Annotated in this window: 21 protein-coding genes, 1 tRNA gene and 2 pseudogenes; 19 read left to right on the top strand and 5 right to left on the bottom strand. The window is 52.0% G+C overall.

The genetic code is table 11. From position 1 onward, the window contains the following. Window positions 1-380 precede the first annotated feature (380 nt). The 14 genes and pseudogenes from RRF55_RS07095 to RRF55_RS07030 all read left to right on the top strand — a co-directional run bounded on the left by RRF55_RS07095 (window position 381) and on the right by RRF55_RS07030 (window position 14,140). Window positions 381-1,565: a tetratricopeptide repeat protein gene (locus tag RRF55_RS07095; protein ID WP_439419110.1), complete on the top strand. Its 1,185-nt coding sequence runs from the start codon at window positions 381-383 to the stop codon at window positions 1,563-1,565. After that, window positions 1,566-2,498: a PASTA domain-containing protein gene (locus RRF55_RS07090; protein ID WP_129718277.1), complete on the top strand. Its 933-nt coding sequence runs from the start codon at window positions 1,566-1,568 to the stop codon at window positions 2,496-2,498. It begins immediately after the preceding gene. 47 nt (window positions 2,499-2,545) lie between these two features. Beyond that, the gene (tssA, locus tag RRF55_RS07085) at window positions 2,546-4,153 is read left to right on the top strand and encodes a type VI secretion system protein TssA (protein WP_064153452.1); all 1,608 of its coding nucleotides are present in this window, start codon (window positions 2,546-2,548) and stop codon (window positions 4,151-4,153) included. A gap of 33 nt (window positions 4,154-4,186) precedes the next feature. Continuing rightward, entirely contained in the window at window positions 4,187-5,956 is a 1,770-nt protein-coding gene (gene tssF / locus RRF55_RS07080; protein ID WP_087847732.1) for a type VI secretion system baseplate subunit TssF, read from the top strand. Further along, window positions 5,920-7,002, top strand: a complete 1,083-nt coding sequence (gene tssG / locus RRF55_RS07075) for a type VI secretion system baseplate subunit TssG (protein WP_032415281.1) — start codon at window positions 5,920-5,922, stop codon at window positions 7,000-7,002. The genes tssF and tssG overlap by 37 nt, the downstream gene beginning before the upstream one ends. Before the next feature lie 35 nt (window positions 7,003-7,037). Continuing rightward, the gene (tssJ, locus tag RRF55_RS07070; RefSeq protein WP_032415280.1) at window positions 7,038-7,562 is read left to right on the top strand and encodes a type VI secretion system lipoprotein TssJ; all 525 of its coding nucleotides are present in this window, start codon (window positions 7,038-7,040) and stop codon (window positions 7,560-7,562) included. A 4-nt stretch (window positions 7,563-7,566) separates the two neighbouring features. Further along, window positions 7,567-10,038: a type VI secretion system Vgr family protein gene (locus RRF55_RS07065; RefSeq protein WP_439419109.1), complete on the top strand. Its 2,472-nt coding sequence runs from the start codon at window positions 7,567-7,569 to the stop codon at window positions 10,036-10,038. Next, window positions 10,039-10,224: a hypothetical protein gene (locus RRF55_RS07060; protein WP_179193485.1), complete on the top strand. Its 186-nt coding sequence runs from the start codon at window positions 10,039-10,041 to the stop codon at window positions 10,222-10,224. A 6-nt stretch (window positions 10,225-10,230) separates the two neighbouring features. Next, on the top strand, window positions 10,231-10,923 hold the full coding sequence (locus RRF55_RS07055) for a glycine zipper family protein (RefSeq protein WP_223175365.1): 693 nt from the start codon (window positions 10,231-10,233) through the stop codon (window positions 10,921-10,923). 57 nt (window positions 10,924-10,980) lie between these two features. After that, the gene (locus RRF55_RS07050; RefSeq protein WP_048985678.1) at window positions 10,981-11,466 is read left to right on the top strand and encodes a hypothetical protein; all 486 of its coding nucleotides are present in this window, start codon (window positions 10,981-10,983) and stop codon (window positions 11,464-11,466) included. A gap of 507 nt (window positions 11,467-11,973) precedes the next feature. Continuing rightward, the gene (locus RRF55_RS07045) at window positions 11,974-12,372 is read left to right on the top strand and encodes a hypothetical protein (protein ID WP_071838925.1); all 399 of its coding nucleotides are present in this window, start codon (window positions 11,974-11,976) and stop codon (window positions 12,370-12,372) included. A gap of 131 nt (window positions 12,373-12,503) precedes the next feature. Beyond that, window positions 12,504-13,086 (top strand): annotated as a pseudogene (locus RRF55_RS07040) (GIY-YIG nuclease family protein); the annotation flags it as partial. Window positions 13,087-13,160: 74 nt separating this feature from the next. Next, window positions 13,161-13,610, top strand: coding sequence for a hypothetical protein (locus tag RRF55_RS07035; RefSeq protein ID WP_129718279.1), 450 nt, complete (start codon window positions 13,161-13,163; stop codon window positions 13,608-13,610). Further along, window positions 13,607-14,140: a M949_RS01915 family surface polysaccharide biosynthesis protein gene (locus RRF55_RS07030; protein WP_439419108.1), complete on the top strand. Its 534-nt coding sequence runs from the start codon at window positions 13,607-13,609 to the stop codon at window positions 14,138-14,140. Before RRF55_RS07035 ends, RRF55_RS07030 begins: the two co-directional genes overlap by 4 nt. 108 nt (window positions 14,141-14,248) lie before the next feature. On the opposite strand, the pseudogene RRF55_RS07025 reads toward RRF55_RS07030, so the two are convergent. The 4 genes and pseudogenes from RRF55_RS07025 to RRF55_RS07010 all read right to left on the bottom strand — a co-directional run bounded on the left by RRF55_RS07025 (window position 14,249) and on the right by RRF55_RS07010 (window position 16,110). Continuing rightward, window positions 14,249-14,538: pseudogene (locus RRF55_RS07025) on the bottom strand (tyrosine-type recombinase/integrase). Between the two features lie 184 nt (window positions 14,539-14,722). Then, entirely contained in the window at window positions 14,723-14,845 is a 123-nt protein-coding gene (locus RRF55_RS07020) for an integrase arm-type DNA-binding domain-containing protein (protein WP_323053210.1), read from the bottom strand. Between the two features lie 171 nt (window positions 14,846-15,016). After that, a tRNA-Arg gene (locus RRF55_RS07015) sits at window positions 15,017-15,091 on the bottom strand. 89 nt (window positions 15,092-15,180) lie between these two features. Further along, window positions 15,181-16,110, bottom strand: coding sequence for a formate/nitrite transporter family protein (locus RRF55_RS07010; protein WP_004149224.1), 930 nt, complete (start codon window positions 16,108-16,110; stop codon window positions 15,181-15,183). A 289-nt stretch (window positions 16,111-16,399) separates the two neighbouring features. Between RRF55_RS07010 and mlaA the strand changes: the two genes are divergently transcribed. After that, complete coding sequence (gene mlaA, locus RRF55_RS07005; RefSeq protein ID WP_002913362.1) at window positions 16,400-17,161, top strand: phospholipid-binding lipoprotein MlaA; 762 nt, start codon at window positions 16,400-16,402, stop codon at window positions 17,159-17,161. 61 nt (window positions 17,162-17,222) lie between these two features. On the opposite strand, the gene fadL is transcribed toward mlaA, so the two are convergent. Continuing rightward, complete coding sequence (gene fadL, locus RRF55_RS07000; RefSeq protein WP_002913360.1) at window positions 17,223-18,545, bottom strand: long-chain fatty acid transporter FadL; 1,323 nt, start codon at window positions 18,543-18,545, stop codon at window positions 17,223-17,225. Between the two features lie 373 nt (window positions 18,546-18,918). On the opposite strand from fadL, the gene RRF55_RS06995 reads away from it, so the two are divergent. The 4 genes from RRF55_RS06995 (at window position 18,919) to sixA (ending at window position 23,512) form a co-directional block, all read left to right on the top strand. Beyond that, on the top strand, window positions 18,919-19,203 hold the full coding sequence (locus RRF55_RS06995) for a YfcZ/YiiS family protein (RefSeq protein WP_002913359.1): 285 nt from the start codon (window positions 18,919-18,921) through the stop codon (window positions 19,201-19,203). Window positions 19,204-19,362: 159 nt separating this feature from the next. After that, window positions 19,363-20,673, top strand: coding sequence for an acetyl-CoA C-acyltransferase FadI (gene fadI / locus RRF55_RS06990; RefSeq protein WP_002913358.1), 1,311 nt, complete (start codon window positions 19,363-19,365; stop codon window positions 20,671-20,673). Continuing rightward, complete coding sequence (gene fadJ, locus RRF55_RS06985) at window positions 20,673-22,817, top strand: fatty acid oxidation complex subunit alpha FadJ (RefSeq protein WP_004174952.1); 2,145 nt, start codon at window positions 20,673-20,675, stop codon at window positions 22,815-22,817. Before fadI ends, fadJ begins: the two co-directional genes overlap by 1 nt. A 209-nt stretch (window positions 22,818-23,026) precedes the next feature. Then, window positions 23,027-23,512 (top strand): phosphohistidine phosphatase SixA, encoded by a 486-nt coding sequence (gene sixA, locus RRF55_RS06980; protein WP_002913355.1) that lies wholly within the window; start codon window positions 23,027-23,029, stop codon window positions 23,510-23,512. Window position 23,513 lies beyond the last annotated feature (1 nt).

Below are 23,513 nucleotides of genomic sequence, written 5' to 3'. Positions count from 1 at the left end.
ACGTGTCGGAAAGCATCAACGCCTCATCCACCCTGACAAGCCTGTGCAGATTTTTGTCGGCGCCCGGGCCGGTTCCGCGCTCAGGCAGGTACCGCGAGCGCCGGAAGCCAGTACATCAGGAGACAGTCCCTCCACACCCCATCGGCGCCTGCGCCCCATGTCAGAAAAGCCCACTGGCAAAGCGACTGGAAGGGCAAACCCACTCAGGGGGAGGAGGAAAATTATGCTGCTGAAATGGAAGCCACCACAAATCGTCAATGGCAAGGACGACGATTCTCAGGAAGCCGTCATCAGATTCATGAAAGACATCGACAAATCATCCTGAATTAAGATATGTCGGTTTAATTATATTGAAATATAGAAGTTATTTAAGGATAAACATGAAGGGTGTAATTAAATTAAGTTTACTGGCCTTATCAATCTCATTCAGTTTTGTTGGTTATGCTGAAAGTAAATCTGTAGAGGTTTTAAGTGCTGTCGTTAAAGATCAAAAAATACCAGGAGCGCAGGTTGTTATTCAGCGAAACGGCGAACAATCCATTTCGTCTTTGAGTGATGACTCTGGAAATGCCCAGATTGGGAATAATGCATCCGATACAAATGACAGTCTGATAATTATCAAAAAAAGTGGATATTCAACACTGGTGGCGAAATGCCCATGTAGCGGGATGAGTTACGCATTAAGCCCGACAATGAAGGGGCTTGATAGTATGCGCGTGGTTTTGGGCTGGGGAAGTTCACCAACTGACCTTGACTCACATATGGTGTATCCGGGAAATCATATTTTCTTCAACCATAAGTTGGGCGACAATGGAAATCTGGACGTTGATGATACAGACAGTTTTGGTCCTGAGACTATAACATTAACCAGACGTGAGAATGGGAAACCCTATATCTATGCTGTTCACGATTTTAGCGATAAACATGAACCAGAAACCAATAATCTATCCAGAAGCGACGCAAAAGTATTTGTTTATATTGGCGACTCGTTAGTTCGGACATACTATGTTCCGAAAGACCAGTCAGGTAATTTATGGACTGTTTTTAAAATTAATGAAAATGGTGCCATCGAAGATATAAACAGTATAAAAGGTGTTTCTGTCTATGGCGGTGATATAGATAATGTTTTATCGATACTATTGAAGAGCAACGCAACGTTACCTCATCAAAACTGGGATGCAGAACAAATTAATATCTCAAACATGTTAAATCTTAAGGGAGAGGAATCATACCGTAGAGAGCAATATGAGGAGGCGATTTCGCTCTTTACCAATTCAATCAATAATTATTCAGAAAATGGTAAGGCATATGGAAATCTCGGGTTAGTTTATCAGAAGGTTGGCCGTACTGCTGAAGCTATCTGGGCAAACCGCAAGGCCATTGTGCTTGCCTCAGGTAAAAATGCATCAACAATCCGGGCTGGTGCGAATTATAATATAGGGAAAATATACGAAGGCGAAGGCCAGTATAATGAAGCTCTTAATTATTATAAGGCGGCAAAAAATGAAAAGCAGAACCCTGTTTACGACAATGCGATATTAAGAGTAAGCAGCAAAGTAAATTAAATGTTAATCTTCGTTTCGCATAACGTTTCACATGCGAAACGTTATGCTTTTAAAAACCATGTGGCATCTATGATTTTAAAATATACCAGTCGATTTACACACTGTTTAATATGTGTTTGCAAATTGTTGTTTTTAACAACCACTTTTTCATCCAGTGCTTCGGAAAATATACCTAAAGTATCATCAACGGTAGATGGCTTGCATATTGTCGCCATTAATAAATTGCCAGCAGCGCCTCAGAAAACACCTTCTGATGAGCCTGTATTAAATTGCGATAGAGATCCACCCAGGACTATCGAGGGAAAAGCCGTTTCATCTCTGGGATGGAGAGTGATTAATGAAATCTCTAACGGTGATTTGACTATCGTTGGTTTTTTCAGCAAAGGTGTGGATGGTACAAGCGGATCCTGCTTTGTCAAAGATGGAAATGTGGCAATTTATAGCAAGGGTTCTCTCCAGGCTTTAATTTATGGTGATAAAATCACCGATGGCTCAAATTCGCCTTTGGGTGCAGTTTCCAAAACCAATTTAAATAACACATTTCGTCTGAGAGAATTTTTTCCGGGTATGACCGCAGTTGCTGATTTGTTTTATGACGGTAATGTCGCTCGTGTTCAGCCAATTGCACCGATAGAACCATTTTGTAATGGGATAGCACCTGTACCAAATATTTACGGAAAAGATATTAAAAGCGCCAGAAAATTGCTCAAAAATTATGGATGGAAGCCTGAAAATACCGAAGCGGATCAGAGCGACTCCATTGCCAAAGAGTTAAATTCCGAAGGAATAAACGAAGTGTATTCTTGTTCTGGAACTGGATTTGGATTCTGTAACTTCGATTATCAACGTGAAGGTGGGATCTCTTTGAATGTCATAACAATGGGGGATGATTTTACAGTAACCGATTACGGTGCCCACTGTCCGGAACAATGAACAATGGAAGCGTTTAACTTTTCATTTAGTAATGAATGGGGAAATCAATGAGTTCACCGGAAGATCTGTTAACCGCCTGCGCCGCCAGCCAGGAAGAAAGGCAGCGCCTCACCTCCCGGGCAAGTGATGCCCTGTCGCTCTGGGATAACTGGCTGCACCCGTTCACCTCCGGGTCTGAAACCGGGGACGATCGCGCATACGATGATAATTTTCTGCTGATGCGTGAAGAGATCAATAAGATATCGGGTACCGATTCAGCGCGGTTGTGCGAGCTGGCCCGGAAGTGTCTTTGCGAATGCGCCAAAGACATTCGTGTGGTGACCTGGTATGTGCAGGCCCGACTCAGCCGCGACGGTGAAAAAGGGTTGGCCGAAGGTTTACTACTGCTTGTCGCGATGCTGACTCGCTACGGGCAGGCATGTCATCCCCAGCGTCCCGTAGCCCGTAAAGCTGCGCTGGAGTGGCTGAACAGTGCAAAAGTGATTGATGCACTGCTGGTATGGCCTGAGGTAGACCGCAATGATGCTGGTCTGACGGCTGGCGCTATTAACCTGCTTGAGTCCGCCGTGGCTGACTGGCCGGAAGCTGAAAAACCGTCTTTTGCAGGTCTCTGTACCGCTCTTGAAAACCGCCTGGCACGTTCCGGTGGCATGGAAGCACTGGTCCCTCAGAATAGCAGCGCCCAGGAGCACGGGCGTGAGCCAGCCCATTCGGATTCACCGCAACTGTCAGCCGTAAAGTCGGGCCGCGATTTACTCGACCAGGCAAAGTTACTTTCCCGCTGGCTGAGCGAACAACCTCAGGGTTGGCTGGCTTCTCACCGGCTGATAAAGACCGTACGGTGGGATACGGTCAATCAGATCCCCCCACTCGACAGTAGCGGTCGCACACGCCTGGTACCGCCGAAACCCGAGTATCGCGCTCAACTTAAGCGGCTGTATCTACAGAAAAACTGGACCGAACTGGTTGAGCAGGCCAGCCAGATGTATTGCGAAGGGATCAATCATTTCTGGTTCGATCTTCAGTGGTACCTTTGGCAGGGGCTCAGCCATGCCGGTTACCCCTGGGATACCTGGACAGACTCCGTCCTGTGCGATCTGCGGCTGTTGCTTAAACGCCTCCCGGGCCTGGAAGGTTTGGCATGGAATGACGGTACCCCCTTTGCCGACGAAGTCACCACCGCCTGGATTGCTGAAAAAGTGAATGAAGAATGCCTGATGTACGGCGATGAACTCGCTACCGTCGTTAATGGTCAGGCTGATGATGTGCTGCTCCTTGAGTCGGAAGCCATGGAAAAGGGCGACACGGATGGTCCCGAAGCGGCGCTTACCTGGCTCCAGTTCCGGCCGGGGATGGACACTCCGCGCCATCGCTGGCTAATACGCCTGCTGATGGCCCGGGTGGCAGAGCAGTATGGCCGAAACGAAATGGCGCTTCATTTGCTTGGCGAACTGACCATCTGTGCGCCACAGCTGACGCTGGGAGATTGGGAACCCGGTCTGTTGTTTGAAATCCAGGCCCGTCGCCTGAAACTGCTACGTATGAAAGCCGGTCGCAGCGAATCTGATAAAACCCGTCTGATGCCTGAGATGGAGTCTTTAATTGCCGGACTTATTGCCATTGACCCGGCCCGTGCCATGGTGCTCTGTGGCTAATTTTCTCATTAACAATTTTCAGGAATCCCGTGCATGGATGATTTGACCCTGCGCTATTACGAAGCAGAGATGCGCTACCTGCGTGAAGCCGGTAAAGAGTTTGCCCGGGCTCATCCGGATCGTGCAGCGATGCTTAATCTGGATAAACCCGGTGCCCGCGATCCTTATGTGGAACGCCTGTTCGAAGGCTTTGCCTTCCTGATGGGCCGTTTGCGTGAAAAGCTGGATGATGATCTGCCGGAACTGACTGAAGGGCTGGTGAGTCTGCTGTGGCCGCACTATATGCGGACTATCCCGTCGCTGGCTATCGTCGAGTTCTCCCCTGACTGGCGTAGTCTGCGCCAGTCCGAAATGCTGGCTGAAGGCTTCTCCGTGCTGTCACGTCCTGTCGGGCCGCATAAAACCGCCTGTCAGTACCGGACGACCCGCGATGTGTCGCTACAACCGCTGCAACTTGCGGAGGCTCGCCTCCATACAGAAACCGATGGCCGGTCAGCTATCCGTCTGCGCTTCGAATGCCCTGAAAAAGTGGACTGGCGTAAAGCCGGGATCGATAAAGTCGCCATTTTTCTTAACGCAGAGAGTCCAGTTAGCTCAGCGCTGCATCTGGCATTGACCCGGCGTGTACATGCCATGTATGCCCGGCACGCAGGGACGCATACTGAACGTCATCAGTTTAATGGTTGGTGCAAACCCATGGGCTTTGACGACAATGATGGCCTGTGGAAGAAAGCCGATACGGCCTTCAGTGGTTACCAGCTTCTGCTGGAGTATTTCAGCTTCCGTCCGAAGTTTATGTTTGTTGAGCTGCGCGGTCTCGACACCATCGGGCTCACTGCGGCCAGCACCTGGTTTGAAATCGACATGGTGCTCAGTGAAGCCTGGTCATCCGATCTGCCTTTTGAGACGGAAAACTTCCGGCTGCACTGTGCACCGGTCATCAATCTCTTTACCCTGGAAGCCGACCCGCTGACGCTTAACCCGCTGGAGAATGAATACCTGCTCAGGCCGCTGCGTCTTCAGGATGGACACACCGAAATTTACAGCGTCGATAACATCCATGGCGCGGTGAAGAATGGCAAACATCCTTATGTGCCGTTCACCAGCTTTCGGCACCGTGGCGGTATGATGCGCCACGATGCTCCTGAGCGTTATTTTCATACCCGTGTGAAACGCGGTCCCTCTGGCCTGTATGACACCTGGTTAATTCTCGGGGGACGCTCGTTCGAACTGGAGCAGTTGTCCGATAAACCGGAGTCTCTCTCGATGCGAATAACCGGGACCAACGGTCAGCTTCCGCGTAAGGCACTGGAAAGTACCCTGCTGGACAGGGTGGTCAAAACCGGCAAGGTGCCCGTCAGAGTACTGAACGTCACAGCACCGACGATGCCACTATATCCCCCGGCAAACGATCGTTTTCACTGGCGGGTGATGAGCCACCTCGGCTCAAACTTTCTCAGCATGATGGACAATCCGGAGGTACTGCGGGGCACGCTGGCGCTGTATGACTGGACCGACGATGAAATGAACCGCCGTCGGCTTGAAGCAATCGTCGCCGTGAAGCACACCCTGATCCGTCGTTTTGAGAAGGGTTTTATGCTCCGGGGCGTGGACATTGAGGTCACGCTGAATATGGACAATTTTTCAGGCGAGGGCGACGTGAATCTCTTCGGGGAAATGCTGCACCGGTTCTTCGCGCTCTATGCCGATATTCACCTCTTTAACCAGCTCACGCTGGTGCTGCAACCGACAGGAAAACGACTGAGATGGCGCGAGAATCACAGCCAGCACGTACCGGGCTGACGCTGGCCCTTAACAAGGATATCTGGCGGGCCAATTTTTATCGTTTCTGCCAGCTACTGGAACAGGAAAATCCGGACGTTCCTAAACTGGGCACCACCAGCCATCCGGGCGACGATCCGGTACGATTCAGACCCTGGCCTGGTATGGGTTTCCCGGTCAGTACCCTGAAAGCAGTGGAGACTGACGAAGACCATCCGACATTACCCCCAACGGTTCGCACGACATTTCTAGGGGTGTATGGCGTGGACTCGCCTCTGCCGACGTCCTGGCTGGACGATATTGCGCAGCGCCGCGAAGGACACGAGGCGGTTACCTCATTCCTGGACATTTTCAGCCACCGGATCACCACTCAGTATTACCGGATCTGGCGAAAATACGCGTATCCGGCGACCTTCGAGGCCGGTGGCCGTGATGCCACATCACAGTGTCTGCTGGGACTGGTGGGACTCGGTATACCAGGCACAGCGGAACGGGTGGCAACGCCGGTTTCCCGTTTTCTGGCCCTGCTGGGCACCATGCGATTACCCACCCGTAATGCCGAAGGTATCCGGGCCCTGGTGAGCCTGTTGGCACCGAATACCCGGGCAATTATCACCGAACCCGATCCGGTTAAGGTCCATATTGATAACCGCAGTGGGCTGGGTACCGGAAACCGCATCCGCCTTTCGCAGCGGGCCACGCTGGGTAAAACGGCCAGGGAAGCATGCAGTCGGGTACTGGTGACGCTGGAAACGGAAGATCCGGGCGAAGCGGAAGGCTGGTTACCCGGTGCTGTCCTCCATACCGATTTGCTGGTCCTGCTGCGCGTCTATCTTGGCTACCGCAGTGACGCCCGACTGCGCCTCACGGTACCCGTGCGGTTATTGCCTGAGCCTCGCCTTGGCAAAGGCAGGCGTATCCAGCTGGGCCGGACCGGTTTGCTGGGTCTGAAAGCGGGCAAGCTCAGCAATAGCCGGGAGAGTCTGACCGTCAGCCTGGGCTGTTATGAAGGGCTACAATGCTCGGTTTTACCTCTCGCTGAAGACGGGCATTACCGCTTCGAATAATTACGTACTCCCACTCTCAATAAAGGAACTTTTGAATGGCAACAGTAACCCGCCGGTGGGCGCTGACGCTTATTGCCTGTAGCCTGCTCGCAGGCTGCGGCCTGACGCAGACCGTCACGGACGGTACGGTCAGCATCACGAAATCCATCTTCTACAAAAAAATTAAAACGCTGCATCTGGATTTTACCCCGCGCACGGCCATCAACGCCGATGGCGCACAGACGCCGCTGGCAACCATGGTGCGGGTTTATCAGCTCAGGGATCGTAAAGCGGTTGATGCCGCCGATTACCAGACGCTGCTGCGCAGGGCCGATACGGTACTTAAGGACGACGTCCTGGCATCAAAAGAGCTGCTGGTGATGCCCAATGGCAGCGTGACGCTCAATATGCCCATGGATGAGGACGCTCAGTTCGTGGCGGTGGTGGGGCTGTTTAACCGGCCGGATCAGAAGGACAACCGCTGGCGTCTGGTACTGACCCGTGACGACCTCGACCCGGACAACCCCCGCACGATTGAACTGGGTGATGGCTGGCTTGGCCTTGTGCCGGTAAAGGAGTGATGTGATGGATAACTGGCTGGCGCTTTTTGACGGACAGACCCGATATTTTCTGGATATCAATGACAGTTCAGTGAAGCCGGATATTCTGCGCTTTCGCGGCAGCGAAGCCCTGAGCGAGCCCTTCCGGTGGGACATTGAGTTTACCTCCCCGCAGGCGGACATTCCACCGGAACAGGTGCTGATGAAATATGCCACCTTCCGGATGCGTGGCGGCAAAAATGTCCACGGCATGGTGACCCGCCTGGAATGGCTGTCCACCTCTCAGGACCAGTCTCACTACCGGCTCACGCTCAGTTCGCGCCTGGCGCTGCTGGGATACACCCGGCAGTGCGCCGTCTTTCAGAACCAGTCCGTGCCGGAGGTGGTGGAGCAGGTGCTGCGCAAGCACGGGCTGGAGGGCGCTGATTTTGAATTCCGCCTGGAGCACACCTACCCGCCGCGTGAAATTATCACCCAGTGGCGGGAAACGGATTTACAGTTCATCCGGCGCATTCTGTCTGAGGTGGGGATTTACTGGCGTACGGAGATGGATGACACCCGTGAGCTGGATACGTACATTTTTGCCGACAGCCAGCTGAACTATCAGTTTGATGTACGCCTGCCCTACAGCGAACCATCGGGCCTGTTTGACGGCGCGGCAGAATCGGTCTGGGATGTGCGGACCTGGCACAACATCGCCACCGGCACCGTTGCCACGCGGGATTACAACTACCGGACCGCCGCCACGCCGATGGATGCCACAGTCAGCGTGCGTCATGATGCGGTCACCACCGGGGAGCATTATCGCTACGCCGCACCTTATCGTGACGTGGGTGATGACGCCAGCCCGGAGCCGGAAACCGAATCCGGGGCGTTCTATGCGCACATCCATCACGAGCGGGAGCTCAACAGGTCAGCCCGCATTCATCTGTTCAGCAATGCTGCACACCTCACTCCCGGTCAGGTGCTGGAGCCGCAGGGCGACGTCATTACGGCCCTGCAAGAAGGCGTCGTCCTCACCCTGGTGACCTACCGGGGAGCACGTGATTCCCGTCTGCACGTGTCGGTGTGGGGCATGCCTTACACCGAACGGTACTGTTTCCGTCCGGCGGAAATCCCGCGTCCGGAAATTCACGGCACACTTCCGGCCCGGATTGAGAGCCGGGAAAAGAACGATATCTACGCTCACATGGACGGGCAGGGGCGCTACCGGGTGAAGCCGGACTTCGACCGGGAGGGGACCGAACCGGGTTACGGCTATCTGTGGCTGCGGATGGCGAAACCTTATGCCGGTGAAACGCTGGGCTGGCATACGCCGCTCATTGACGGAACCGAAGTGGCGATTGCGTACAGCAACGGTGATATTGACCTGCCGTACATCGCGTATGCGCTGCACGACTCCGAACATCCCGACCTGGTGAACCGGGACAATCACACCCGCAATGTGCTGCGCACCCCGGTGAACAACAAGCTGCGAATGGAAGACAGGCGTGGTGAGGAACACATCAAACTCGCCACGGAGTACGGAAAGACGCAACTGAACACGGGCCATCTGGTGGACAGCCAGGGACAACGTCGCGGCCAGGGGGCCGAACTGCGCACCGATGAGTGGGGCACAATCCGTGCCGGTAAGGGGCTGTTTGTCAGCGCGGATGCGCAGGCAAAGGCGCAGGGTGAGGCGCTGGACAGGGACGCCGCCCTGAAAGAAATCGACAGGCTTAACCAGCAACTGCAACAGCTGGAAATGGCCGCAGAGCAGGCTCTGGCGCTGAAGGCGGATGTTGACAGTCAGATAGAGATGTTTGAGCAGCGGCTGAAACCGCTCAATGAAGTCGTGCTGTTCTCGGCCCCGGAAGGGATGGCGCTGACCAGCGGGGAGCACCTGCAGATGACGGCCACGAAAAATGTCGCCATTAATGCCGGGGGCGATATCAGTGCCGGTGTCATGGGCAATATGACGGCGCTGGCCGGGGAGAGGCTTGGGCTCTTTGCCCGCACCGGCCAGCTGAGTCTGAAATCCGGAGAAGGGCCAGCGGAGGTGCAGGCGCAGAATGCCAGCCTGCGGCTGTTTGCGGAGAAGAAACTGACGCTGAGTTCAGCGAGTGACATCTCGTTTGCCGGGAAGAAGCGTATCACGCTTATCGGTGGCGGGAGCTATCTGCGACTTGAGGCCGGGAAGGTCGAGTATGGTACGACGGCGACGTATATACGGAAGGTGAAGCGGACGATGTTTGCTGGTGCAAATTCAACACCAACGCCATCAATATCAATACCATTAGTTGACGATTTAATCCGGAATGGATTCTTCGATGAACAATTCCGAATCTTGGATGATAGTGGTAAGCCCATGGCTAATGTCCCATATTTTATCTCTAGCGAAAATGGTGAAACATTTAAAGGTGTCGCCGACAATCAAGGTTTGTGCAAACGCGTTTTTTCAAAAGAATCAGCCAAACTTACCGTTTGGCTAGGTGTCCTGGCTCTGGAGAGATGGTAGATGACTGAGCATTCAACTTTAACTAATGAAACTCCACATTCAACGTACGAAATAACTGGTATGTTAATGCCAGCCCGTGCATTCTTCTTTATCGTTGTTGATGAGCCAGGGAAAGACGGTTTTCTTGTTAGGAAAATATATGCTTCAAATTCTGATCCCTATCTTTCAAAAATGGACTTATCATAAGCAAAAATGCTTTCAGAAACTAATCCTGAACGGTATGGTTTAATTCCAAAGAATTTTTCAGCATCCTACTCTGTAGCTGAGCATGTGATGGGGGATAACGCTTCTTCATATATTTCCACTAGCTCTGCCTTTCCGGAAGGATCTCCAAGATTTGAAGGTAAAACAATTATTGTTGATATTGAAAAAGCTGTAATGTCGGGTGCTAAGTTAATTTCTACAGAAGAAATACTTAAGAGCCTTGATGATTACAAGAGCCAAAATCCACACTTGGCAAAACGTATTGATAAAATATCAAAATATGTTAAGGATATAGATAAGGAAGTATTGCTGCACGGTGAAAAAATACCCGCATCCGCGGTTTTCACTCCAGAGACATTAAAATACACAAAGTTCTTTACACGTGCCGCTCGTGTCGTACAGGTGACAGGAATTGTCTTTACAGCTTATGATCTAGAACAGGCGTCAGAAAAATCGCTTAAAAACGGGAGCGTGAAACCGATAACCGCTGAAGTCATTAGGCAAGCTGGAGGATGGGGGATGGCTGTAGCTGGAGCAAAAATAGGTACAGTGGCTGGTGCGGCGGTTGGCATTGAGACGGGCCCTGGGGTGGTGTTAACAGGGCTTATTGGCGGAGTTATATTCGGAACCGCTGGTTATTTTGGTGCAGATTGGGTGGCGGACCATATTGATGAAAATTAACTTATTTAACTTATTCAGGAAAAAAAATTACAGGATGATTTCCCTTGTACTCAATTTATGGCGTTGCCAGAGGAGGGGGGGTATCCTTTATTTTCCTCTCTAGAGAAAAGTAATATATATGCACACTCAACATGTTTTATGATAAAGCCTGAGGGCATATTAGTCATTGAACATTTGATTGAGTTATTTTTTCATAGGGAGGTAAAAATAAGCGAGGTAAAAGAGAAGGTTTCAGATCATAATAAAGTCCTCGTTTTTTATAAATTTAAGGAGTTTGAACAAGATATTGTAAGACTTATCACAAATGATAATGAATTTATCAATTGCCTTTGTGAAAAAGGCATAGAACCTCCAGAACCAGAGTGTGCATTTCCTGATAAAGACTTTGGTACTTATGGTAGTCTGCAAGGAGATATGGAGTTCTGGTGGAACGTATACTGGAAACCATTTTGGGATAGTTTAAGAGAGGAAGAAAGAAAACAATATCTTGAACGAAGTAATTTATCGATTGGTACCATTGAATTTCTGAAACACCGCCGTTAGCTAAAGTATATACAGTATTACTCATTTCGATTATCCAAAATTGCTACGTAAATTTTATTGGTATATTAGGTTTGTATCGCGGGCTGCGTCCTGACGCAGACCGTCACGGACGGTAAGGTCAGCATCACGAAATCCATCTTCTACAGGAATACTAAAAAACTGCATCTGGATTTTACCCCGTGCACAGCCATTAACGCTGATGGATGCCACAGTATTGTGCGTCATGATGCGGTCACCACCGAAGTGGTGATGGCGTACAGCAACAGTAATATTGACCTGCCGTACATCGCGTATGCGCTGCACGACTCTCCGGCGTAATGGACATCCTGACCCGTTAACCGGAATAACCGCACCCGCTATGTCCTGCGCACACCGGCCACCCATAAGCTGAAAACGGAAGAAGTGATAATTTATCTGTCAGTTAATCATTGCGTATTCTCTGGCGAATCAGTTAATAACTGACAGGGAACAGAACCCCTAATAACGAAATACAACACGGATATGGAAATGAAAAAATTAATTCTTCTCTTACTTTCAGGCATTTTGTTGACCACTCAGGCTGACGCTGCTCGTGGAAGAAAGCCCTGCTCCGGTTCAAAAGGCGGGATAGCGCATTGTACATCCGATGGCCGGTTTGTCTGTAATGACGGAAGCCTGAGTCAATCAAAGCGATTTTGCTCTGGATATGGTGATTCTGTAACTCGCGAGCGGGTTAAACCTTCCACCCCCTCCCATAAAACACAAATCAAAAAGGCGACAACAGCGGAAAAGCAAGAGCCACAACGCGTTATTGAAAGCGATGAGCCGGTCGAAACACCAGCCCGCCAGCCCACGTGTGCACCTCTTTATATGGCCAGTAAGCCCGGCTTTACCCATTTACCGATTTGTTCCGGAAATCAGTATTAACAGGGAGCGGAACATCATTTTTCTGTTATTCCGCGTAAATTATCAAGATTAAAATAAAACAGGAAGTAAATATGGCATGAAGAAAAAAGGATGATAATGTTGCAATTCTCATTTTGGTCATTATAGGCGTGATGGTCTGGGGGGGGTATATTGCGGTAAAGGCATTAATCAATCTTAATGAGCGATTCATTGAATCCGTATCGAATCCGGCTGGCGTTATTGGTTTGTTCTTTGGGTTACTGATAGCCATTGCACTAATAACATGAATTATTATTTATCGCGACTTTAGAAAAAATACTGACCTGGGAAAAAAGAGCAAGCCTTTAACGAAACCGTCAGTACCGAAGTTGCTTGCAAGCTTTATCAGGAAAAGCAACAGCTTGCCGGTCAGTGGAAAGAATTTCGCAATGCCAGAAATTAATCTTCCCGTGCACTGCAGCGTATTGTAGACCCAGCGTATAATTTTAAAGTTAAAACACTACTTTTCGGCAACACGGTAAATAACTCGCAAAGCAAATACGACCAGCTCAGGAAGGAGAGAGACGCTTACGCTGCCATCAGCAAGAAAATCACCTTTCTGGAACTTGAAGATAGCGCCGACTGGGGAGGTGTAAAGCAGCAGTTTCTGGATAAGGTCCAGCCCTGCTGGAAAAAGCGCAGAAAGAAAATGAGTATCAGGCTGAGCTTAAGCGTCAGATGCGGGAAGAAAAACAGCATCATGGAAAGGGGCAGATGAATCTATAATAACTAAAAAATCTAATTACCATCAGTTGATAGGTTATGGGAAAATGTTGCCAAACCTCGTTGGCAGCAATCACGCGTGGTGCGCATCATTTGTAAATTATTGTTTGCAAGAAGTGGGGTATGCTAAATCTCATTTTCCATTCAGAGCAAGATCATTCATCGGTGATAGTAATTTTTTCGAAATATCTAAGCCTGTTTACGGGGCTATTGCGACGTCTGGTCATCATGCTACCCTTGTTTATGGAGCTGCAAAGGGTGCCATCATTGGCTTGGGTGGTAACCAAGGCGGGTTATCAATTATAAATGGAACTGTATCTGCAGGGACGATTAAATTTTCCACTTATAAAGGGATGCGATATTTTTTACCTGTAACTTATAAAATATATTATAACGAGGCACAAAAACATAGCTTTCAACAAGTTGATGTCAATGAATTGAACTCAAAGATGTTAAGTATTACCGTAAAGTCAAAAGGAAAAGAGAGTACACGATGAATTGGAAACTAGCTATCGCTTTTACGTTTGTATTATCCCAATCAGCTTTTGCAAGTTCTGAAGCCTTCCAAAAGGTATGGAATGATAGTTCCGGTAAACATGTTTTAATTATAGATAAAAAACTTGATAGCAAAGACGGTGGAATGACCTTACTTGTCAAACAAGTCACAGGGTATAGTAACGATTGGACCCTCAAGGATTTTGTCCGAAAATGCGGCGAAGATATAAAATTAGATATTGCTCCTGATTCTGTCGAGGTGAATAAAATATTTTCTGACGGTGTAGGAACCGTTTTATTTGCCTACAAAATAGGGTGTGTTGGTGGGATTGACCCTGTAATTGTAAAATATTTTGCTTTTAAAAATGGTGTAAAATATTCATTAAGGGGAGAAGAGCATATTATTGTCGGTAGTGAGGGCTTCGGTGGGGAGAAGGCTCCAGTACCTGATTTCAATCTCAGGAATGACAAATCTCTTCTGAAGTACATGATGGGAAAATGGGATTCTACTTCCACAACAAAAATAAATTAAATTATGTGGTTTCATGCCATAAATCTACTGAGGTTTCATCCAGCTTATAAATATTTTTAAGTAGAAATGGTGAGGTAGTTTATAGCACTCGTTATGCTTTCTGTGATTTCAGGTAATGCTTACTCTACCAAGATCAGCAGCAGGGTTGTATTCGGCACGACCTGTAACAATCGCGTAGCGAAAAACCTCACTACAATGCTGGATACTTTGCTTGTAAGCTCAGGCGCTCCCCGCTTTTCCATTCGTTGTAATACGGACAAAAGCTCCAGTGGTTTTATTTCATTAACTAGCTGAGAGCCTGGATAGGGGAAGACATTATTTTTAAAAGCTCGCTTGACGTAATCAGCATAACTCTTTGACCAACCGGATACTTTTGTACTGTACCATTCGGAATCTATTGCTTCAAATGCAGTGGTATCCGAGAGTTTTTTGGCTAACTACGTGGCCTTTATTGACCTCTCCGGGATCCTAATCATTCTCCAATACTTTTTTGCCGCATCTCATTTAGTGCGAGTTTCCGCAAGCGAGATGTTCGGGTAGCTTCCAGAATGAGAGCTTTTTCTCCTTGCAGGCAAACCGATACTACGTGCGCCAGTACTTTGAACCATGTGTATTGACCATAAGATAGAGCCCTTCGCCATCAGCGAGCTTATAGGCCTTGTCTCTGGGTTTTGCAGTCTCGGCCCGACGTGTATTTAAGGTCATTTTTGGGGACTTTTTTGTTGAACAGGATAAGCCCGCACTAAGACCCCAAACGTTAATTGATTCACGTTGAAATGGGGAGACATCTGTTGACGTCGCATAGCCAGGATAGGGGGTTTTCACTGATTATAAGGGGGTTTTATTGAGTTCGGTAGATGGCAGGAGAGGTATGTATGGTGTCCCCTGCAGGAATCGAACCTGCAACTAGCCCTTAGGAGGGGCTCGTTATATCCATTTAACTAAGGGGACAAGGCGGCACGAGTATAGCGTTTTTTGCCCGCCTGAGTAAGAGCCATACCGTCTGACTGCTTAAACCCTCGCCACTCAGGGCGCTTTTTTTATGCCCGGTCGGCCTTTTTCCCTTTCTCCGCCGCCTGGGCGCGAGCTTCCGCTTTTCGCTTGCTGCTCATATCGTTACGGATCTGCGCATGGCTCAGCAGTGCGAAGATGAAGGTCCCGCCACAGATATTTCCCGCCAGGGTCGGCAGGGCGAACGGCCAGATAAAGTCGCTCCAGGGCAGATTTCCATTAAACACCAGATAAAGGATCTCGACCGAGCCCACCACAATATGGGTGGTATCCGCCAGGGCGATAAGCCAGGTCATGAGAATAATCACCACGATTTTGGCGGCGCCGGCGACAGGAAACATCCAGACCATGGTGGCGACCAGCCAGCCGGAAATAATCGCATTGGCGAACATCTCTGTCGGACTGTTTTTCATTACGTCTTCGGCGATGCTGACAAAGGCCTGACGGGTTGGCTCATCAAAAATAGGCATATAATTGAAGGCCCATGCGGCCACCGCGGTACCGATGAGATTGCCCGCCAGCACCACCGACCATAGCCGCATCAGCAAACCGACGTTACCGAGGGTGGGATTATGCATCACTGGCAGAACGGCGGTGACCGTATTTTCAGTGAACAGCTGCTGGCGGGCCATAATTACGATAATAAAGCCGAAGGTGTAGCCGAGGTTTTCCAGCAAAAAACCGCCCGGGATCCCCTCCAGTTTGACGTGAAAAATTCCCTTCGCCAGCAGGGAGGCCCCCATCGACAGGCCGGCCGCAATCGCTGACCATAGCAGGGCCAGCGCATCGCGCTCCATCTCTTTTTCCCCTTCCTGGCGAATATGTTCATGGATCGCCATCGCCCGCGAGGGAAGGCGATCTTCATTTACTTCGATCTCTTCACCACGCTGATTTTCCTCACTTTCTACTTCTCTTTCGTCATCCTCTGCCTTTAATTTGTTATTGTCTAGTTCATCCATTTCGTGGCCCTCGCTATCAATCTGTATAGTTATAGCGTAGCGGCTTTCCCTGCCGTCTGGCTGGGCATACTCTGAAATCGCAAAAATGGTAACGTCAGATTTTTGTCGCTCCGGTAGAATAGGAGCCCCGCGATTTCGTTATTCCCAGGCTAAGATCAAATCAACAACTTGGGTGATATAGACATCGTTCAACGTGCTGTTACAATCGCTCACATCTTTACGGGCGGAAGCGTTGTCTTTCCGTCATGGATGGCAACTCGCGATAGCCATAAAAACCAGGGAGACATCTATGAATTATCGCCTGTCGGCGCTTGCGCTTGGCGCCACATTGCTGGTGGGATGTGCCAGTTCCAGCTCTGGCGATCGGCCGCAGGGGCGCTCAGACCCGTTAGAAGGGTTTAACCGCACGATGTTTAACTTCAACTTTAACGTGGTTGATCCTTACGTGCTTCGCCCCGTCGCGGTGGCATGGCGCGACTACGTCCCACAGCCGGCGCGCAACGGGTTAAGCAATTTTACCAGTAACCTGGAAGAGCCGGCAGTGATGGTGAACTACTTCCTGCAGGGCGACCCCTATAAAGGTATGGTGCATTTTACCCGCTTCTTCCTGAACACCATTCTCGGTATGGGTGGGCTTATCGATGTGGCCGGGATGGCGAATCCGCAGCTACAGCGGGTTGAGCCACATCGTTTCGGCAGTACGCTTGGGCATTATGGCGTTGGCTATGGCCCGTATGTTCAGTTGCCGTTCTATGGAAGCTTTACCTTGCGCGACGAAGGCGGCGATATGGCCGATGGCTTGTATCCGGTGCTCTCCTGGCTGACCTGGCCGATGTCGATCGGTAAATGGGCGGTGGAAGGGATTGAGACACGTGCTCAGCTGCTGGATTCCGACGGCCTGCTGCGCCAGTCTTCCGACCCTTACATTCTGATGCGTGAAGCCTACTTCCAGCGTCATGACTTTATCGCCAACGGCGGTAAGCTGACCCCGGCGGACAACCCGAATGCTCAGGCTATTCAGGATGAGCTGAAGGATATCGATTCACAGTGATCGGCGAATGATAAAAAAAGGGTGAACATAATGTTCACCCTTTTTTGTGGCGCGCTGCTTATCAGAAGCGGTAGTTGAAGTTAGCGCCGTACAGCCAGGCGGTTCCTTCGGAACGGAAGGTATACGGGCCTTCCTTAATTTCAACATGCTGCCCGTGCATGTATGAAACGCCGACGTCAACCGAGGCATCTTTATTGAACGCGTAGGTGGTACCCGCGCTCAGCCACAGGCGATCCTGGTCCGGAATAGAGATAGAGCGGTTATTAGCCGGCACCGGGCTGTCATCGAAGGCGATACCGGTACGGAAGGTCCAGTTATCGTCATAATAATAGGTGGTCCCCAGCGCAAGACGATAGGCGTCCTTGAAGCCTTCCTCTTTATAGAACAGCGTCTGGCCGTTGCTGCCGGTGGCTTTCAGCTCCTGGAACTGACTCCAGCTGGTGTAGGTCAGGCTATAGTGGACCGCCCACTGCGGCGCCACGCGGTTATAGCCGGACAGCTCCCACATTTCCGGCAGGTTAAGGGTTAGCGAACCATTTGTCGTCTGGCCGCTGGTGCCCGCCGGCAGGCCGAAGTTGCCGAGGATCTGGTTATAGGCCGCCGGCAGGCTGCTGCGGTAGTTACCGTCGAAGTCGATCTTGACCTCAGAACGGTAGGTTAAACCGTAGCGGTTATTCTTATCCAGCTCATAGAGGATCCCGGCGTTCCAGCCGAAGCCCCACGCGTTGCCATTAAGATGGGCGATCTGCGTGTCGGCCGGGATCTTCGCTACCTGGCCCGCCAGCGCCGGCGGCAGCGCGCCAGAGCCTGCGACAATCTGCCCCAGATCGCCTGCATAGCGCTCGATCTTCGCCTTGGCGTAGACCGCGTCAAAGCCTAAGCCGAAGCTCCAGTTGCTGTCGAGGCGGTAGGCGCCGCTCAGGTTGAAGTTCGCGGTGGTCAGGTCGGTTTTACCGCCCATGCTGCCGGCCGCATAATCATCGTTATACTCTGTTGCCAGACCATAGTTAGAGGTGATAGACGCCCCCCAACCAAATTGGTCGTTAATCGGCGCGACAAAGTGGAAGTTGGGCACCCACGCCGTCGGGGCGATATTGTCTGCTTTCAGGCTCTTGCCGGTGGGAGAGGTGCCCGAAACATTAACGCCCGGGTCGACAAACACGGCGCCCGCCGACATGGTCGGGCGGTCGAACATCATAATTAATGCCGGGTTACGACTGGCATTACCAGCATCGTCAGCGATCGCCCCTTCACCGGAATAGGCACGACCCAGCCCCGATGCAGAGAATTCGTTGAGCTGGAAGCCTGCTGACCAGGCCTGGGTGGAAACAAGTGCGACAGCCACTGCAAGGGCAGATTGGGTAAAGCGGGTTTTCTGGCTCATGCCCATAACCTCATTGAGTTATTTTTTTTTAAACTATGTTACATGCCGTAACAGAAGCGCGGGAGTGTAGGGTCTGCGGTACAACCAAGAAATCAGACCAGTGCGCTGAGTATAGGTCTGACCAGATGATTTGTTGCAAGTATGTTTATGAAGTTTTTCAATTGTGATAACAGAAACGCGATCCAGCTGGCAAAAATCTCGGAGAGAGCAAGGGGGACAGAAGGGGATTTTTGTTTTAGTTCATTTTTAAGTGTGATTTCTGTCACTTAACGCCGGCAGAGCGATTCTCGGCTGGAGGCTCACCGTGGACAGGGCGTAAAATAGGCACATCATTTTTCTGGCACCGAAGGTGCATCTCCAGAGGAAATCTACGATGAGTAAATGTAGCGCTGATGAAACCCCGGTTTGCTGCTGTATGGATGTTGGCACGATTGTTGACAACACCGACTGCACCGCCTCCTACAGCCGCGTATTCGCCAACCGCGCTGAAGCCGAGCAAACGCTCGCCGCGTTAAGCGAAAAAGCCCGCAATGTCGAATCTGAGCCGTGCCAAATTAACCCAACCTTCACTGACGTTGACGGCGGTGTGCAGCTGGATATCGATTTTGTTTTCAGCTGCGAAGCAGAATCCCTGATCTTCCAGCTGGGCTTACGTTAATCCTTCCCCCTCGACGCCCCTGATTAGGGGCGTTTCCTTTTCTTTTCACTGTGTTTTGGCTCGCAATTTTGCGCTTCTCCGATTGGCTTAATGTAAAAAATTAGTTAAGAATGTTATCAGGTCAGACCACTTGGTTGTCTTGGTTAACAGGGGAGTGTTATGAGTCAGGCATTACCGCTTATCACCCGTCAGGGCGATCGCATTGCCATTGTCACGGGGCTACGCACGCCATTTGCTCGTCAGGCTACGGCTTTTCATGGCGTTCCGGCCATTGATTTAGGAAAAATGGTGGTTGGCGAGATGCTGGCGCGCAGCGACATTCCTGCCGAAGTCATCGAGCAACTGGTCTTTGGCCAGGTGGTGCAGATGCCGGAAGCGCCGAACATCGCCCGGGAAATTGTGCTGGGTACCGGCATGAGCGTACATACCGACGCCTATAGCGTCAGCCGCGCCTGCGCCACCAGTTTCCAGGCCGTGGCGAACGTCGCTGAAAGCCTGATGGCCGGCACCATCCGCGCCGGTATTGCCGGCGGCGCCGACTCCTCCTCTGTCCTGCCCATTGGGGTCAGTAAAACGCTGGCCCGCACGCTAGTGGATGCCAATAAGGCACGCACGCTGAGCCAAAAGCTGAAGCTGTTTTCCCGTCTGCGGCCACGCGACCTGCTGCCGGTCCCCCCGGCGGTGGCTGAATATTCAACCGGATTGCGGATGGGCGATACCGCCGAGCAGATGGCGAAAAGCTGGGGGATCTCCCGCGAGCAACAGGATGCCCTGGCGCATCGTTCGCACCAGCTGGCAGCGAAAGCCTGGGAAGAGGGTAAACTGTCCGCAGAGGTGATGACCGCCTATGCTCCCCCTTTCCGCGAACCGCTCGAGCAGGACAACAATATTCGTAAAAATTCAACGCTCGCAGATTATCAGAAGTTACGCCCGGCCTTTGACCGCAAACATGGCACCGTCACCGCCGCCAACAGTACGCCGCTGACGGACGGCGCGGCAGCGGTGATCCTGATGACCGAGTCGCGGGCTAAAGAGCTGGGGCTGAGGCCGCTGGGCTATCTGCGCAGCTACGCCTTTACCGCCATCGACGTCTGGCAGGATATGCTGCTGGGGCCCGCGTGGTCCACGCCGCTGGCGCTGGAGCGCGCTGGCCTGACGCTGGCGGATCTCACGCTTATCGATATGCACGAAGCTTTCGCCGCGCAGACGCTGGCCAATCTCCAGTGTCTGGCAAGCGACCGCTTTGCCCGCGAGGTGCTGGGCCGCTCGCAGGCCACCGGTGAGGTAGATGAAAGCAAGTTTAACGTCCTCGGCGGCTCTATCGCCTACGGTCACCCCTTCGCCGCCACCGGCGCGCGGATGATCACCCAGACGCTGCATGAGCTGCGGCGACGGGGCGGGGGATTTGGTTTGGTGACGGCCTGCGCGGCTGGTGGTCTGGGTGCGGCGATGATCGTGGAGGCTGAATAATGGATACTGTTTCCGCTTTTAAGCTTGAGGTCCGTGCGGACAAAATCGCGGTGATCACCATTGATGCCCCGGGTGAAAAAATGAATACCCTGAAAGCCGAATTTGGCAGTCAGGTACGGGGATTGATACGCCAGTTACGTGACGATAAGTCAGTGCGCGGCGTAGTATTTATCTCCGCCAAAGCGGATAACTTTATCGCCGGCGCTGATATCAACATGATTGCCCGCTGCCGCAGCGCGCAGGAGGCGGAAGCGCTGGCGCGCCAGGGACAGCAGATTATGGCTGAGATCCATGGCCTGTCGATCCCGGTGATTGCCGCTATCCACGGCGCCTGCCTTGGCGGCGGTCTGGAGCTGGCGCTGGCCTGTCATGGCCGTATCTGTAGCGATGACGAAAAAACCCGACTCGGCTTGCCGGAGGTACAGCTTGGCCTGCTGCCGGGTTCCGGCGGGACGCAGCGTTTACCGCGGCTGATCGGGGTCAGCACCGCGCTGGATATGATGCTCACCGGCAAGCAGCTGCGGCCGCGGCAGGCGCTGAAGGCCGGTCTGGTGGACGAGGTGGTGCCGCAGGCGATTTTACTGCAGGCGGCGGTGGAGTTGGCGCTGAAGGGACGACCGACCAGCCGGGAGGTGCCTGTTCGTGAACGCGTACTGGCAGGGCCCCTGGGGCGCCATCTGTTATTCCAGTTTGTCGGTAAACAAACGCAGCGCAAAACGCAGGGAAATTACCCGGCGGTGAAGCGAATCTTGCAGGTCGTCGAGAATGGTCTGGCCCATGGCTGCAGCAGCGGATACGCTGAAGAGGCGCGCGCATTTGGCGAACTGGCGATGAGCCCGCAGTCGCAGGCGCTGCGATCGATCTTCTTTGCCAGTACCGATCTGAAAAAAGACCCTGGCGCCGAGGCGGGCCCCGGTCCGCTGAGAAGCGTTGCAGTACTGGGCGGTGGCTTGATGGGCGGGGGGATCGCCTATGTGACCGCCTGTAAGGGTGGGCTGCCGGTGCGGATTAAAGATATCCAGCCGCGTGGCATCAACCACGCCTTAAAGTACAGCTGGGATCTGCTGAATAAACAGGTTCGTCAGCGTCGACTGCGCCCAGTGGAGCGCGATCGTCAGATGGCGCTGATCTCCGGCACTACCGACTATCAGGGCTTTGCTCATCGCGATGTGGTGATCGAGGCGGTATTTGAAGACCTGGCTCTCAAACAGCGGATGGTCAGCGAAGTGGAACAATACGGCGGGCCGCAGACCATCTTTGCGTCGAATACCTCATCGTTGCCAATCGGCGATATTGCCGCTCACGCCAGCCGCCCGGGGCAGGTAATCGGCCTGCATTTTTTCAGTCCGGTGGAAAAAATGCCGCTGGTTGAGGTGATCCCGCACAAGGGAACCGACCCGCAGACTATCGCCACCGTGGTGCAGCTGGCTAAACGGCAGGGGAAAACGCCGATTGTTGTCGCAGATAAAGCGGGGTTCTATGTGAACCGTATCCTCGCGCCGTATATCAATGAAGCGATGCGCCTGCTGGTGGAAGGCGAACCGATTGAAGTCATTGATAACGCGTTGGTTAAATTCGGTTTCCCGGTGGGGCCAATTCAACTGCTGGATGAGGTGGGTATCGATACCGGCACCAAAATTATCCCCGTGCTGGAGGGCGCGTTTGGAGAACGTTTTAGCCCGCCTGCAAACATCATTGACGCGATTTTGAAGGACGATCGCAAAGGCAGAAAAAATAATCGTGGTTTCTATCTTTATGAGACAAAAGGGCGTAAAAGCAAAAAACGGCCCGACCCGGCAGTCTATCCGCTGCTCGGCATCGGCCGCCCGCAGTCGCGGCTTTCCGCGCAGCAGGTGGCGGAGCGCTGTGTGATGATGATGCTTAACGAAGCGGCGCGCTGCTTTGATGAGCAGATTATCCGGAGCGCGCGCGATGGCGATATCGGCGCCGTCTTTGGTATAGGGTTTCCGCCATTTCTTGGCGGCCCGTTCCGGTATATGGATACTATCGGCGCGGGTGAAGTTGCCGCGATCCTGCAGCGCCTGGCCGCCCAGTTCGGCCCACGTTTTACACCCTGTGACACTTTATTACGCATGGCTGAACAGGGGACCACCTTTTGGCCAGCGGATGAACGGCTGACCTAAGTTGTGGTCAAAGAAGGTAAATCCGGCTGCGGACGACGCTGTTGATTGGCTGTTTTGTAAACAATGATTGACTATACTTACGCCATTGAGGTAAAAAACAGCGTTTCATTCGTGGAATGGATCAGGCACAATGCCCGGCCACCGGGTCACCTGCGTATTGTCTTCGCAGGCCAAACTACGGTGCTTCTGGTTAACAAAAGCGGTGCAATATGCAAGTTTTTATTATGCGTCACGGCGACGCTGCCCTCGATGCAGCCAGTGACTCGGTTCGTCCATTAACCGTATGCGGTTGTGATGAGTCTCGTCAGATGGCAACCTGGCTGAAAGGTCAAAAAGTGGATATTGAGCGCGTTCTTGTCAGTCCCTATCTGCGTGCGGAACAGACGCTGGATATTGTTGGGGAGTGCATGAACCTGCCGAAACATGTCGACGTGATGCCGGAGCTCACGCCGTGCGGTGATGTGGGAATGGTGAGCGCCTATCTGCAGGCGCTGGCGAATGAAGGCGTGGCGACGGCGCTGGTTGTCTCCCACCTGCCGCTGGTGGGGTATCTGGTCTCAGAGCTGTGTCCGGGGGAAACGCCCCCGATGTTCACCACCTCGGCTATCGCCTGCGTGACGCTGGATGCCGACGGCAAAGGTGAGTTCCTCTGGCAAAAAAGCCCCTGCAACCTCAAGATGGCCAACGCCATCTGAC

The organism is Klebsiella sp. K47 (assembly GCF_051858335.1).
In the GTDB taxonomy this organism is placed as follows: Bacteria; Pseudomonadota; Gammaproteobacteria; order Enterobacterales; family Enterobacteriaceae; genus Klebsiella; species Klebsiella pneumoniae.
Note: the sequence above shows the minus strand (reverse complement) of the source record. Positions and strands in the feature narration are given on the sequence as shown.

What these genes read in the sequence shown, in the direction of transcription:
- tssA (WP_064153452.1), top strand. Translation starts at nt 2,546, where the DNA reads ATGAGTTCACCGGAAGATCTGTTAACCGCCTGCGCCGCCAGCCAGGAA.
- tssG (WP_032415281.1), top strand. Translation starts at nt 5,920, where the DNA reads ATGGCGCGAGAATCACAGCCAGCACGTACCGGGCTGACGCTGGCCCTT.
- RRF55_RS07010 (WP_004149224.1), bottom strand. Translation starts at nt 16,110, where the DNA reads ATGGATGAACTAGACAATAACAAATTAAAGGCAGAGGATGACGAAAGA.
- RRF55_RS07095 (WP_439419110.1), top strand. Translation starts at nt 381, where the DNA reads ATGAAGGGTGTAATTAAATTAAGTTTACTGGCCTTATCAATCTCATTC.
- fadI (WP_002913358.1), top strand. Translation starts at nt 19,363, where the DNA reads ATGAGTCAGGCATTACCGCTTATCACCCGTCAGGGCGATCGCATTGCC.
- RRF55_RS07060 (WP_179193485.1), top strand. Translation starts at nt 10,039, where the DNA reads ATGACTGAGCATTCAACTTTAACTAATGAAACTCCACATTCAACGTAC.
- tssF (WP_087847732.1), top strand. Translation starts at nt 4,187, where the DNA reads ATGGATGATTTGACCCTGCGCTATTACGAAGCAGAGATGCGCTACCTG.
- tssJ (WP_032415280.1), top strand. Translation starts at nt 7,038, where the DNA reads ATGGCAACAGTAACCCGCCGGTGGGCGCTGACGCTTATTGCCTGTAGC.
- sixA (WP_002913355.1), top strand. Translation starts at nt 23,027, where the DNA reads ATGCAAGTTTTTATTATGCGTCACGGCGACGCTGCCCTCGATGCAGCC.
- fadJ (WP_004174952.1), top strand. Translation starts at nt 20,673, where the DNA reads ATGGATACTGTTTCCGCTTTTAAGCTTGAGGTCCGTGCGGACAAAATC.
- RRF55_RS07035 (WP_129718279.1), top strand. Translation starts at nt 13,161, where the DNA reads ATGTTGCCAAACCTCGTTGGCAGCAATCACGCGTGGTGCGCATCATTT.
- fadL (WP_002913360.1), bottom strand. Translation starts at nt 18,545, where the DNA reads ATGAGCCAGAAAACCCGCTTTACCCAATCTGCCCTTGCAGTGGCTGTC.
- RRF55_RS07090 (WP_129718277.1), top strand. Translation starts at nt 1,566, where the DNA reads ATGTTAATCTTCGTTTCGCATAACGTTTCACATGCGAAACGTTATGCT.
- RRF55_RS06995 (WP_002913359.1), top strand. Translation starts at nt 18,919, where the DNA reads ATGAGTAAATGTAGCGCTGATGAAACCCCGGTTTGCTGCTGTATGGAT.
- RRF55_RS07050 (WP_048985678.1), top strand. Translation starts at nt 10,981, where the DNA reads ATGGCGTTGCCAGAGGAGGGGGGGTATCCTTTATTTTCCTCTCTAGAG.
- RRF55_RS07045 (WP_071838925.1), top strand. Translation starts at nt 11,974, where the DNA reads ATGAAAAAATTAATTCTTCTCTTACTTTCAGGCATTTTGTTGACCACT.
- RRF55_RS07020 (WP_323053210.1), bottom strand. Translation starts at nt 14,845, where the DNA reads ATGACCTTAAATACACGTCGGGCCGAGACTGCAAAACCCAGAGACAAG.
- RRF55_RS07055 (WP_223175365.1), top strand. Translation starts at nt 10,231, where the DNA reads ATGCTTTCAGAAACTAATCCTGAACGGTATGGTTTAATTCCAAAGAAT.
- RRF55_RS07030 (WP_439419108.1), top strand. Translation starts at nt 13,607, where the DNA reads ATGAATTGGAAACTAGCTATCGCTTTTACGTTTGTATTATCCCAATCA.
- mlaA (WP_002913362.1), top strand. Translation starts at nt 16,400, where the DNA reads ATGAATTATCGCCTGTCGGCGCTTGCGCTTGGCGCCACATTGCTGGTG.
- RRF55_RS07065 (WP_439419109.1), top strand. Translation starts at nt 7,567, where the DNA reads ATGGATAACTGGCTGGCGCTTTTTGACGGACAGACCCGATATTTTCTG.